General features: G+C 71.2%; 10 protein-coding genes. 8 read left to right on the plus strand and 2 right to left on the minus strand.

Annotation, left to right across the window (positions count from 1 at the left end):
• Positions 1 to 25: 25 nt before the first annotated feature.
• Positions 26 to 586, plus strand: a complete 561-nt coding sequence (locus LG324_RS08735; protein ID WP_051750330.1) for a molybdenum cofactor guanylyltransferase — start codon at positions 26 to 28, stop codon at positions 584 to 586.
• A 101-nt stretch (positions 587 to 687) separates the two neighbouring features.
• Here LG324_RS08735 and LG324_RS08740 read toward each other — a convergent pair whose 3' ends face one another.
• Together LG324_RS08740 and LG324_RS08745 are read right to left on the minus strand one after the other, a co-directional pair.
• Entirely contained in the window at positions 688 to 2,088 is a 1,401-nt protein-coding gene (locus LG324_RS08740) for an MFS transporter (protein ID WP_404352961.1), read from the minus strand.
• 23 nt (positions 2,089 to 2,111) lie between these two features.
• Positions 2,112 to 3,473, minus strand: a complete 1,362-nt coding sequence (locus tag LG324_RS08745) for a nitrate/nitrite transporter (RefSeq protein WP_404352962.1) — start codon at positions 3,471 to 3,473, stop codon at positions 2,112 to 2,114.
• A gap of 214 nt (positions 3,474 to 3,687) precedes the next feature.
• Between LG324_RS08745 and LG324_RS08750 the strand changes: the two genes are divergently transcribed.
• Genes LG324_RS08750 through glp form a run of 7 tightly spaced genes read left to right on the plus strand, consistent with a single transcriptional unit; the run spans position 3,688 to position 12,892 of the window.
• Positions 3,688 to 4,419 (plus strand): helix-turn-helix transcriptional regulator, encoded by a 732-nt coding sequence (locus LG324_RS08750; RefSeq protein WP_404352963.1) that lies wholly within the window; start codon positions 3,688 to 3,690, stop codon positions 4,417 to 4,419.
• A gap of 25 nt (positions 4,420 to 4,444) precedes the next feature.
• Entirely contained in the window at positions 4,445 to 8,161 is a 3,717-nt protein-coding gene (locus LG324_RS08755; RefSeq protein WP_404352964.1) for a nitrate reductase subunit alpha, read from the plus strand.
• Between the two features lies 1 nt (position 8,162).
• Positions 8,163 to 9,824 carry a nitrate reductase subunit beta gene (gene narH / locus LG324_RS08760; RefSeq protein ID WP_404352965.1) on the plus strand — a complete coding sequence of 554 codons (1,662 nt, stop codon included), beginning with the start codon at positions 8,163 to 8,165 and terminating at the stop codon, positions 9,822 to 9,824.
• The gene (gene narJ / locus LG324_RS08765; RefSeq protein ID WP_404352966.1) at positions 9,821 to 10,540 is read left to right on the plus strand and encodes a nitrate reductase molybdenum cofactor assembly chaperone; all 720 of its coding nucleotides are present in this window, start codon (positions 9,821 to 9,823) and stop codon (positions 10,538 to 10,540) included. Before narH ends, narJ begins: the two co-directional genes overlap by 4 nt.
• Positions 10,537 to 11,286, plus strand: a complete 750-nt coding sequence (gene narI / locus LG324_RS08770) for a respiratory nitrate reductase subunit gamma (protein WP_215513924.1) — start codon at positions 10,537 to 10,539, stop codon at positions 11,284 to 11,286. The genes narJ and narI overlap by 4 nt, the downstream gene beginning before the upstream one ends.
• Positions 11,287 to 11,324: 38 nt before the next feature.
• Entirely contained in the window at positions 11,325 to 11,591 is a 267-nt protein-coding gene (locus LG324_RS08775; protein WP_030527473.1) for a DUF6457 domain-containing protein, read from the plus strand.
• Complete coding sequence (gene glp / locus LG324_RS08780; protein WP_404352967.1) at positions 11,588 to 12,892, plus strand: gephyrin-like molybdotransferase Glp; 1,305 nt, start codon at positions 11,588 to 11,590, stop codon at positions 12,890 to 12,892. Before LG324_RS08775 ends, glp begins: the two co-directional genes overlap by 4 nt.
• Positions 12,893 to 13,008: the final 116 nt, after the last annotated feature.

Raw genomic sequence — 13,008 nt, forward strand, 5'->3', positions numbered from 1 at the left:
GGTGGCGTGATGGGAGAGTGTGGACGTGGATGACGACGCGCTGCCGGTGGTGGTCGTGGCCGGCGGGGGCTCGACCCGATTCGGCAGCGACAAGCTCGCCGCGGACCTGGACGGGAGCACGGTGCTGGACCGGCTGCTCGACGCCCTCCCGGCGGGCTGGCCGGTGGTCGTCGTAGGGCCCCGTCGCGAGGTGCGGCGACCGGGTGTGCGCTGGACCCGTGAGCAGCCGCCCGGGGGTGGACCGCTCGCCGCCGTCGTGGCGGGTGTGGCGTTGGTGGAGGGTCCGCTCGTGGGGGTGGTCGCGGGTGACATGCCGTTCGCGGCCCCCGTCCTGGCGGAGCTGCGCTCGGTGCTGCTGTCCTCCGGCGCCGAGGCTGCGGTGGCGGTCGACGACGACGGCCAGGCCAACCCGTTGCTCGCGCTCTACCGCACGCCGGCCGTGCGGCGCCTCCTGCCCGGCCCCGTGACGGGTGGCCGCGCGAAGCGGCTGCTCGAGCTGGAGCACGAGGAGGTCCCGGTGCCGGGGGTGCGTGCGCGCGACGTCGACACCCCGGAGGACCTGGCGCGGGTGCGGCGCGGACGCTGACATCGGGGGCGCTCCTCTCGGCGACGGTGCGTGGTCGGTGGTCGGGCGGCGGCCCTGCAGGGCAGGGGTACGACGGGGCCGCCGGTTCGGGGGTGCCGGGGTCAGCTCGGGCGGGGCGCGCCGGGACGGGCGTAGCGCCACCAGGTGATCGCGAGGCAGAGGACGGCCCAGGCGATGCCGACGCCGTAGAACGCGACCGGGCCGAGGGTGGTGACGCCGACCCCGAACAAGAAGGGGCCGAAGGCGGCGATCGCCGCGGTCCAGCCGATGACGCCGCCGGCCTGGCGACGCTCGAAGATCATCGGCATCTGCTTGAAGGTGGAGGCGTTGCCGATGCCGCTAAAGAGGAAGATCGCGAGCATCCCCCAGAGGAAGTGCGTGAACCCGCCCTGGAGGGCCGCCGCCGACGAGGTGTCGGGCGTGAGCGTGGGGATGGTGTACGCGATCGAGCCGACGAGGCCGACACCGGAGACGAGGGTCCAGGGGGCGCCGCCGGTGCGGTCGGTCAGCGGGGCGAAGAGGACGCGGGCGCCGGCGCCGACGAGGGGGCCGAGGAAGACGTACTTGACGGCGTCGGGGACCGCGTAGCCGGCGACGAGGACGGTGGCCGAGGCGCCGGTGCCACGCACGATGTCGGTGTTGCCGCTGCCGTAGAGGTTGGTCATGAGCAGCCCGAACTGCGCGGCGAGGCCGGAGAAGGTGCCGAAGGTCATGATGTAGAGGACTGTCATCCACCAGGTGTCCTGGCTGCGGAAGATGTCGAACTGCTGGCGGATGTCGGCCTTGACCGGGACCGACTTCAGGAGGGTCCACGCGAGGAGGGCGCCGAGGACCATGAGGGGGATCCAGACGAAGGCGGCGTTCTGGAACCAGACGGTCTTCTCGGGCTTGCCGGGGACCGTGAGCTGCTGGCCGCCGCCGAAGACCGCGAGCGCGGAGATCGCGACGAGGTAGGGCGTGAGCAGCTGGACGAGGGAGACGCCGAAGTTGCCGAGCCCGGCCTGGAGTCCGAGGGCGGTGCCCTGCATCCGCTTGGGGAAGAAGTAGGAGGTGCTGGGCATGAAGCCGGAGAACGCGCCGCCGCCGATGCCGGCGAGGAAGGCCAGGACCATGAGCTCCCAGTAGGGGGCGGTGGGGCTCTGGACGCGCACTCCCCAGCCGAGGGTGGAGGCGATGAGCAGGAGGCTGGTCAGGGTGACGAGCCGTCGGGTCCCGAGGACGGGGGGCAGGACCATCCAGACGAGCCGGAAGAGGCCGGCGGCCAGGCCGGGCATGGCGGCCATCCAGTAGAGCTGGCCCTGGGTGAAGTCGTAGCCGAGGGCGTTGAGCTTGGGGATGACGGCGCTCGGCAGGTACCAGGCGGCGAAGGCGAGGGTGAGGCAGAAGGTGGTGACCCACAGGGTGCGCCAGGCGAGGCCCTTGTCCCAGGTGCGCTCGTCCTCGGGGTCCCAGGCGGTGAGCCACTCGCCCTTCTGCTCTGGGCGGGTCGTGGTGGTGGACATGACGTTCTCCTCGGAGGTGGTGCTCAGTGCGCGGCCGCGGCCGGCTCGAGACGGTGGGCGAGCTCGGGGGACTCCTCGTGCAGCATCCGCACGACGGTCAGGTGCATCCACAGCGCGCTGAGCGCGACGAGGACGAAGAGGACGAAGAAGGTGGAGGTGGGGAAGCCCGTCCACGCCTTGGTGTAGGCGAACAGCGGCGGGAGGGCGAAGCCGCCGAGGCCGCCGAGCATCCCGACCAGGCCGCCGACGGAGCCGACGGCGTGCGGGAAGTACTCGGGGATGTGCTTGTATACGGCCGCCTTGCCGATGCCCATCGCGCTGCCGAGGACGACGAGCAGGGCCGTGAACGGGACGATGCCGAGGCTGTAGGCGAGGTGGGAGGACTGCGAGCCGTCCGCGTGCTGGATGACGAGGTGGCCGTTCGGCATCATGAGCAGCCCCGAGGCCAGGAGCATCACCGCGAAGGTCGCGTACATGACGCGGCGGGCACCGAGGCGGTCGGAGAACCAGCCGCCGAGCGGCCGCAGCAGCGACGCGGGGAAGATGTAGAGCGCGGTCAGGAGACCGGCGACGGTGAGCGAGACGCCGTAGTTGTCGACGTAGTACTTCGGCAGCCAGGCGGCCAGGGCGACGTAGGCGCCGAAGAAGGCGACGTAGTAGAGGCTGAAGCGCCACACCCGGACCTGCCGCAGCGGGGAGAGCTGGGAGGCGATGGTCGCCGAGCGGCCCGGCATCCGGTCGCGGGAGGGGGTCCCCACCCAGACCAGTACGCCCATGACGAGCAGGAGCCCGGCGTAGATGACGGGGACCAGGCGCCAGCCGCCCTGCACCGTGCCGCCGAACCACGCGGCGCCGGCGGTGCCCGCGACGAGGGGAGGGCCGATGAACTTGGTGACCGACGCCCCGACGTTCCCAGCACCGAACACCCCGAGGGCCAGGCCCTGGCGCTCGCGGGGCTGCCAGGCGGCGTTCCAGGCGATACCGGCGCTGAAGGAGTTGCCGGCGAAGCCGACGAGGAAGGCCAGCGCGAGGAGCGCGCCGTAGCTCTGCGCGTGCGCGACGAACCAGGCGGGGACGGCCGTGGCGAGCAGGAGGACGGTCATCACGCGGCGACCGCCGAACCGGTCGGTGAGCATCCCGGCCGGCAGGCGCCACAGGGAACCGTTGAGCACCGCCACCGCGCTCACCCAGGCGAGCTCGGGGTCGGAGAGGCCGAGCTCCTTCTGGATCGGCACCCCGAGGATGCCGAACATCAGCCACGCCGCGAACATCAGGGTGAACGCGGCGCTCGACAGGACGAGCACCCGCCGGGCGCCCGGGGCGCCCACAGGGTGGGCGACATCCCCCGTCGGTGACGTGCCCAGGGTGGAGGCGGGCGATGCCATGTGTCCTCCAGTTTGGAAGGAAGATCATCCGTTAAAACTGCCGACGCGGACGCTACTCCCGCCCCGCCGTCCTGACAACTACTTGGCGTAGTAAATGCTGAGAACGGCTCAGAAACAGTGCATTTGCATCATCCGGGGCACTTCACCCCCGGTCCCGGCATGTGCTTATATGGAGCGACAGAGTCCGGCAAATAGGAGGAGGGGGGATCGTCCGGTGACCACTCCGCAGCAGTACGACGCCGCCGCGCTCCTCGCCTCCCCCGTCCGCCGCCTCCTGGTCGACGTGCTCGAGACGAGCGCCGCGGACTCCCCGCAGGGCCTGACCGCCGCCGAGCTCGCGCCGCAGGCCGACCTCCACGTGACGACGGTGCGCTTCCACCTCGACCAGCTCGTCGCCGCGGGAGTGCTGGAGAGCGAGTTCGTCCGCACCGGGGGAGCCGGCCGGCCGCGCAAGGTCTACCGACCCCTCCCGCCCGCGACCCCGACCGGGGCCGGCCACCCGGAGCCCCTGCGCCTGCTGACGACGTTGCTGACCGAGGCGATGACGGCCTCGGTGCGGGGGGAGCGCGTCACCCCGTACGAGGCGGGTCGCCGCTGGGCCCGCGAGCACCTGACGGATCATCCGGAACGCACCCCGGCCGACAGCGCAGGCGTCTGGCTCGGCCGGGTCGGCGAGGTCATCGACGTGCTGGAGGAGTGGGGCTACCAGCCGGAGGTCTCGACCTCCGAGGGCGGTCGGGCCGCCCGCGTCGAGCTGAGCGACTGCCCCTTCCTCGACCTCGCGCGCGACAACCAGGCCGTGGTCTGCGGCGTGCACCGCGGCCTGGTTACCGAGTCCATGGTCATGTCCGGTGAGAGCGGCGCTCAGGTGGCGCTCGAGCCGTTCGTCACCGACACCCGCTGCGTGGCGCACATCCGCACCACCACACCGTTCCGGGCCTCGTAGGCCCTTCATCCCTCGGAGACGACCCATGGCCACGACCCCCGGACTCGACGGACCCCTCACCGAGGCCCTCGTCGGCACTCGTCGCTTCTTCACCCGCGGTGAGGTCTCGCCGGACCGTCGGGCGCTGCACCGGGAGGGCGGTCGGGCGGGGGACGCGTTCTACCGTGACCGGTGGTCGCACGACAAGGTCGTGCGCAGCACCCACGGGGTCAACTGCACCGGCTCGTGCTCGTGGAAGGTGTACGTCAAGGACGGCATCATCACGTGGGAGGCGCAGCAGACCGACTACCCCTCCACCGGGCCGGACCGCCCGGAGTACGAGCCCCGCGGCTGCCCGCGCGGGGCCGCCTTCAGCTGGTACACCTACTCGCCGACCCGGGTGCGCTACCCCTACGTGCGTGGCGTCCTGCTGGAGATGTTCCGGGAGGCGCGCCGCGCGGTCGGCGGTGACCCCGTGCTGGCCTGGGCCTCGATCGTGCAGGACCCGGAGAAGGCGCGCCGCTACAAGTCCGCCCGCGGCAAGGGCGGGCTGGTGCGCTCCACCTGGGAGGAGGTCGTCGACCTCGTCGCCGCCGCACACGTCTACACGGTCAAGCGCTGGGGGCCGGACCGGATCGCCGGCTTCTCTCCGATCCCTGCGATGTCGCCGGTGTCGTACGCCTCGGGCGCCCGCTTCCTCGAGCTCATCGGCGCCCCGATGCTCTCCTTCTACGACTGGTACGCCGACCTGCCCAACGCCTCCCCGCAGATGTTCGGCGACCAGACCGACGTCCCCGAGTCCGGGGACTGGTGGGACGCCGGCTACCTCATCATGTGGGGCTCGAACGTCCCGATGACGCGCACCCCCGACGCGCACTGGATGACCGAGGCGCGCTACCGCGGCCAGAAGGTCGTCGCCGTCTCGCCCGACTACGCCGAGAACGTCAAGTTCGCCGACGAGTGGGTCGCGGCCGCGCCCGGCACCGACGGCGCCCTCGCGATGGCGCTGGGGCACGTGATCCTCAAGGAGTTCTTCGTCGACCGGCAGGTCGACTTCTTCACCGACTACAACCGGCAGTACACCGACCTGCCCTTCCTGGTCTCCCTCGAGGTCGACGGCTCCGCCCCGGTGGGTGCCGACGGCGAGGCGGCCTACCGCCCCGGGAAGTACGTCGTCGCCGGCGACCTCGACGTCGCCGAGGCCACCTCCGAGAACGCGATGTGGAAACCGGTCGTCCTCGACGCGCGCACCGACACCGTCGCCGTGCCGCAGGGCTCGCTCGGGTTCCGGTGGGGTGACGAGGGGCTGGGTCGGTGGAACCTGCAGCTCGGCGACCTCGAGCCCGCGCTGTCGGTGCACGACACCGCGACCGCGTCGGTCCGGGTCGTCCTGCCGCGCTTCGACACCCCCGACGGCAAGGTCGCTCACGTCGAGCGAGGGGTCCCCGTGCGCCGCGTCGGGGACCGCCTCGTGACGACCGTCCTCGACCTCATGCTCGCCCAGTACGGCGTCGCCCGCGACGGGCTGCCCGGCACCTGGCCGGCCGGCTACGACGACCCGTCCACCCCGGCGACCCCCGCGTGGCAGGAGGAGATCACCTCCGTGCCCGCCGAGCAGGTGGTCCGGCTGGCCCGCGAGTGGGCGCAGAACGCCGTCGACACCCAGGGGCGCGGGATGATCCTCATGGGCGCCGGCACGAACCACTGGTTCCACTCCGACCAGATCTACCGGGCGATGCTCGTCCTGACCACGATCACCGGCTGCCAGGGACGCAACGGCGGCGGCTGGGCGCACTACGTCGGCCAGGAGAAGGTCCGCCCGATCATGGGCTTCCAGCACATGGCCTTCGCCCTGGACTGGCACCGGCCGCCGCGGCACATGAACCAGACCGCGTACTGGTACGTCAACACGAGCCAGTACCGCTACGACACCTTCACCGCCGACGACGTCGACGCCGGCACCGGGGTGTTCGCCGGCAAGGGCGTCATGGACCTGCTGGCCCAGTCGGTGCGCCTGGGCTGGACGCCGAGCTACCCGACCTTCGATCGCAGCAGCCTCGTCCTGGCCGACGAGGCCGACGCCGCCGGGATGGCTCCCGCCGACTACGTCGTCGACCAGCTGCGCTCGGGCGCACTGAAGTTCGCCGTCGAGGACCCGGAGGCCGAGGAGAACCACCCGCGCATCCTCAGCCTCTGGCGAGCCAACCTCCTGGGCTCCAGCGCCAAGGGCAACGAGTACTTCCTCAAGCACCTGCTCGGCACGGACAACGCGGTCACCGCGCAGCAGGCACCGCCGGAGAAGCGGCCGGCGGGCATCGCCTGGCCGGACGAGGTGCCCGAGGGCAAGCTCGACCTGCTGACGACCATCGACTTCCGGATGACCAGCTCGACCCTGTTCTCCGACGTCGTGCTGCCGGCGGCCACCTGGTACGAGAAGCACGACATCAACACCACCGACATGCACCCGTTCGTGCACTCCTTCAACCCGGCCATCGCACCCCCGTGGCAGTCCAAGACCGACTGGGAGGCGTGGAAGGCGATCGCGAAGCGGTTCTCCGAGCTCGCCGTCGACCACCTCGGCACGCGCCGAGACGTCGTCGCCAAGCCCCTGTGGCACGACACCCCCGAGGCGATGGCGACCGTGCACGGCGTGGTCAAGGACTGGCGCGCGGGGGAGTGCGAGCCGGTGCCCGGCAAGACCCTCCCGGTCCTCGTCGTCACCGAGCGCGACTACCCCGCGGTGTACGACAAGATGACCTCCATCGGACCGCTGTTGGAGTCCGTCGGGATGCTCACCAAGGGCGTGCCCTACGAGGTGGGGCGGGAGGTCGACCTCCTGCGCCGACGCAACGGGGTGGTCCCGAGCGGGGTCGGGGAGGGCCAGCCACGCCTCGAGACCGACATCCACGTCGCCGACGCGATCCTGCACCTGTCCGGCACGACCAACGGGCACCTCGCGACCCACGGCTTCAAGAACGTCGAGAAGCGCACCGGCACACTGCTGCACGACCTCGCGGCCGAGCACGAAGGCAAGCAGATCACCTTCGCCGACACCCAGGTCGCGCCCGTCCCGGTCATCACCTCACCCGAGTGGTCGGGCTCGGAGTCCGGCGGGCGGCGGTACTCGCCCTTCACCATCAACATCGAACGGCACAAGCCCTTCCACACCCTCACCGGGCGCCAGCAGTTCTACGTCGACCACGACTGGGTGCTCGGCATGGGGGAGGCGCTGCCGGTGTTCCGGCCGCCGCTGAACATGACCGAGCTCTTCGGCGAGACCGCCCTCGGCGAGCAGAACGCCCTCGGGGTCTCGGTGCGCTACCTCACCCCGCACAACAAGTGGTCGATCCACAGCGAGTACCAGGACAACCTCTTCATGCTCTCGCTCTCACGGGGCGGGCAGACCATCTGGATGTCCGACCTCGACGCCGAGAAGATCGGCGTCCACGACAACGACTGGGTCGAGGCGGTCAACCGCAACGGCGTCGTCGCGGCCCGCGCGATCGTGTCGCACCGGATGCCCGAGGGCACCGTCTACATGCACCACGCGCAGGACCGGCTGATCGACGTGCCCTTGACCGAGCGCGACGGCAAGCGAGGCGGAATCCACAACTCGCTCACCCGGATCATGATCAAGCCGAGCCACATCATCGGCGGCTACGCACAGCTGTCGTACTTCTTCAACTACATCGGGCCCACCGGCAACAACCGCGACGAGATCACGATGATCCGTCGTCGCACCAACCAGGACGTGGAGTACTGACATGCGGGTCATGGCGCAGATGGCGATGGTCATGAACCTCGACAAGTGCATCGGGTGTCACACCTGCTCGGTCACCTGCAAGCAGGCGTGGACCAACCGGGCCGGCACCGAGTACGTCTGGTTCAACAACGTCGAGACCCGCCCCGGCCTCGGCTACCCCCGCGGCTACGAGGACCAGGAGGAGTGGCAGGGCGGCTGGGTCGTCAAGAACGGACGCCTGCGGCTGCGGGCCGGAGGTCGGCTGAAGAAGCTCGCCACCATCTTCAGCAACCCGAAGATGCCCTCCATCCAGGACTACTACGAGCCCTGGACCTACGACTACGAGACACTGCTCAACGCCCCGGCGCAGAAGACCTTCCCCGTCGCGCGCCCGCACTCACTGATCTCCGGCAAGCCGATCAACGTCTCGTGGAGCGCCAACTGGGACGACGACCTCGGCGGCTCGCGCGAGCACGCCGTCAAGGACCCCATGCTCAAGGGCATCGAGGACAAGGTCCGCATGGAGTTCGAGAAGACCTTCATGTTCTACCTGCCGCGCATCTGCGAGCACTGCCTCAACCCCTCCTGCGCGGCCTCGTGCCCGAGCGGCGCGATCTACAAGCGCGAGGAGGACGGCATCGTCCTCGTCGACCAGGACCGCTGCCGCGGCTGGCGGATGTGCATCACCGGCTGCCCCTACAAGAAGGTCTACTTCAACCACAAGACCGGCAAGGCCGAGAAGTGCACCTTCTGCTACCCCCGCATCGAGGTCGGCATCCCGACCGTCTGCTCCGAGACCTGCGTCGGGCGACTGCGCTACATCGGACTCGTGCTCTACGACGCCGACAAGGTCCTTGAGGCGGCCTCGGTCGAGGACGAGCACGCCCTCTACGAGGCACAGCTCGGGTGCTTCCTCGACCCCGAGGACCCCGACGTGCGTCGTGAGGCCGAGGCGGCGGGCATCCCCACCGACTGGGTCGAGGCCGCCCGGCGCAGCCCGGTCAAGAAGCTGATCCTCGACCACCGGGTGGCGCTGCCGCTGCACCCGGAGTACCGCACCATGCCGATGGTCTGGTACATCCCGCCACTGTCGCCCGTCGTCGACGTCGTCAAGGACACCGGCCACGACGCCGAGGACGTCGACAACCTCTTCGGCGCGATCGACACGCTGCGCATCCCGGTCGAGTACCTCGCGAACCTCTTCACCGCCGGCGACGTCGCCCCGGTCGACCGTGTCCTGAAGAAGCTCGCCGCGATGCGCTCGTACATGCGCGACATCAACCTCGGTCGCGACCCCCGGGACGAGATCCCGGCAGCCGTCGGGATGGAGGGGGAGGCGATGTACGACATGTTCCGCCTCCTGGCGCTGGCCAAGTACTCCGAGCGCTACGTCATCCCCCCGGCGCACGCCGAGCAGGCCCACGCCCTCGAGGAGCTGGCCACCGAGTGCGCTGTCTCCGAGTACGGCGGGGGACAGAGCGACGTCTTCGGTGAGGGGTCCGGCGCTGCGCCGACGCCGGTCGCGGTGGAGAACTTCCGGGTGCTCCAGCAGACCCAGTCGGCCGACTCGCTCGAGCAGCTGCCCGGTGACAACCCGCTGCGCGGTCGCGTCAACCTCCTCACCTGGGACGGCCGCGGGATGCCCGACGGACTCTTCCCGACCGGCCAGGAGGCCGACCGATGAGGTGGCGCCGGCATCGGGGCGCGCAGCCGGGCCTGTCCGAGCACCACCTCGTGGACACCTGGCAGGTCGTCTCCCTCCTGCTCGACTACCCCGACGAGACGCTGCTCGCGCGGGTGCCGATGCTGCGCAGGGTCGTCGCCGCCCTGCCTGCGGCGCAACGCGACCCGCTCGACGTGGCCCTCGACACCCTGGAGCGGACCGATCTCGGGGCGCTGCAACGCGAGTACGTCGACACCTTCGACGTCACCCGGCGCTGCTCGCTGCACCTGACCTACTTCTCCCACGGCGACACCCGCCGACGAGGGGTGGCCCTCGTCGAGTTCAAGCAGGCCTACCGGAAGGCCGGGGTCGAGTTCGACGTCGACTCCGAGCTCCCCGACCACCTGTGCGTCGTCCTCGAGTTCGGCGCCGTCCACGACTGGGCCACCGCGTGGCACCTGCTCACCGCCCACCGAGTCGGCATCGAGGTCCTGAGAGCCGGTCTCGCACGACGTGGCTCGCCCTGGCTGCCCGCCCTGGAGGCCCTGCGCACTACCCTCCCGCGGCTCGACGGCGACGACGAGACCGCGCTGCTGCGCCTGGTCGCCGACGGACCGCCACAGGAGGACGTCGGGCTCGAGCCCTACGCCGTCGACCCCCGCCTGAACCCTCGCCCCGAACCCGCCGACACCACCGCGCTGCTCGGCCCGACCATCCCGGTAGGAGCTCCCCGATGACCACCGTCCTGTGGGTGATCGTCCCGTACGTCTGCCTCGCCGTCTTCGTCGTCGGTCACGTCTGGCGCTACCGCTACGACAAGTTCGGGTGGACCACCCGCTCCAGCCAGCTCTACGAGAGCCGGCTGCTGCGCCTGGGCAGCCCGCTGTTCCACGTCGGGATGCTCGGCGTCGTCGCCGGCCACGTCATCGGCCTCGTCATCCCGCAGGTGTGGACGAACGCGCTGGGTCTCAGTCCGCACGCGTACCACGTCATCGCCCTGGCCGGCGGAATCCCCGCCGGCATTGCCGCCGTCGTCGGACTCGTCATCCTCGTCTACCGGCGCCGGACGACCGGCCCGGTCTTCCGGGCCACGACCCTCAATGACAAGGTCATGTACGCGGTCCTCGGCACCGTGGTCGTCCTCGGGATGTGGAACACGGTCGCGGGCAGCCTGCTCCAGTTCGGCGGCGAGTACAACTACCGCGAGGGCGTCAGCCCGTGGTTCCGCGGCATCTTCCTCCTCCAGCCCCGTCCCGAGCTCATGGCCGACGCGCCGATCGGGTTCCGGCTGCACGCGCTGCTGGCCTTCCTCCTCTTCGCGATGTGGCCCTTCACCCGACTCGTCCACGTCTTCTCGGCGCCGCTGGGCTACCTCACCCGTCCCTACCTCGTGTACCGCTCGAAGGATGCCCGGCCGGGGCGGGGGACGGGCAACCGTGCGCCGCAGCGCGGGTGGGACCGCCCCGAGCTGACCCGCAAGTGACCCGGCAACCCCGCCGCACGACCCCCAAGGAGAGCACCATGACCGACCTGACCGCCGCCGAGCAGGAGTGGCGTGCCTGGATCGCCGACGCCTGCGCGTCCGTGGGGGTTGACCCGTCCGACGTCGACGTCACCGGCATCCACGGGCTGACCAAGGACATCGCCCACAACCTCGCCCGCCCCATGGCCCCGGTCGGGTCGTTCATCCTCGGCCTCGCGGTCGGCGCTCGGGGCGCGAGCGGGCATGCGATCTCCCAAGACGAGTTGCTCGAGGCGCTGCGCACGACAGTGCCCACCACCTCGTGACGACCGTCCTGCCCACCACCCGGCAGGCGCTCGACCCCGAGGTCGCGCTCGCGCGCCTGCTCGGCCGGCTCCACCCGCTCCGCCCGGAGGAGGTGCCGCTCGGCGACGCCCTGGACCGGGTGCTGGCGCGGCCGCTGCGGGCAAGCATCCCGGTTCCACGCTTCGACTGCTCGGCGATGGACGGCTACGCGGTGCGCGCCGCCGACGTCACGGTGGGTGCACGCCTGAACGTCCTTGCCGAGGTTAGGGCGGGGCAACCGGCCGCTGTCCCAGTCACTCCGGGCGCAACCGTCCGCGTCATGACGGGGGCTCCGCTGCCGCCGGGGGCGGACGCCGTCGTTCCGTGGGAGCTCACCGGCACCCCCGAGACCGGCGGCTCGCCAGTAGGGGAGTTGCACGACGACGTCCCCGCCTGGGTCGAGGTCCACGACGCGCCTCGGCCGAGACAGCACGTGCGGCGCAGCGGTGAGGACCTGGACGCGGATGACCTCCTCGCGGCGGCCGGCGATGTCGTCGGACCTGCCGAGATCGCCCTAGCGGCCGCCACCGGTCGCGACACGCTGTGGGTGACCAGGGCTCCCGTCGTCGCGGTCCTGTCCACAGGGGACGAGGTCGTCGCGCCGGGCAGCCATCTGCGGGGCGCGCGCGTCCCCGACGTCAACGGGCCCGTGCTCGAGGCGCTCGTGCGCCGCGCCGGAGGAGTGCCGCTCCGACTCCCCCTGGTGGCCGACGACCCCGAGGCCCTGCAGCAGGCGCTCGACGCGCTGTCCGGCCGGGTCGACCTCGTGCTGACCTCCGGTGGCGCCTCGGGTGGCGCCGCCGACCTCGTCGCCCGCCTCGACGGTGGGCGGCACCCGGTCGAGGCCGTCTCGCTGCGGATGAAGCCCGGGAAGCCGGCCGTGCTGGGAGTGCTGGACCTCGAGCCGGGACCGGGTGGTGGCCCGGTCGGGTTCGTCGGGCTGCCAGGCAACCCGGTGGCGGCGATGGTGGCGTTCGAGATGCTCGCGGTCCCTGCCATCGCCCTGCTCGGAGAACGGTCCGGCGTGGCCCACGAGGTGGAAGCGACGGCTGCGGAGCGGCTCCCGGGGGCGGACGGACGCGTGTCGCTCGTCCGGGTTCGGCTGGAGCGCATTGACGACGGGCGGTGGCAAGCCACCCCCACCGGCGGCGAGCGCGCCCACGGCGTGCGCTCCCTCGTGGGCGCGAACGGGCTAGCGGTCGTCCGCAACGTCGGCGGCGTCGCCGTGGGCGAGTCGGTCACCGTCCGGCGAACGAACTGGTCCGGCGCCCGGGCGGTGTAGGTGCCCTAGGGGTGTCGGTGTCGGAGCTTCAACACCAGGCGCAGCCGCACCGAGTGAGCGCCCCGACCATCGAGGGCGTCGGCCGCCTTGTCCGGGCTCAGCTCGCGGATCCGGAG

The sequence above is a fragment of the Phycicoccus jejuensis genome (assembly GCF_044797865.1).
Taxonomy (GTDB): Bacteria; Actinomycetota; Actinomycetes; order Actinomycetales; family Dermatophilaceae; genus Phycicoccus; species Phycicoccus jejuensis.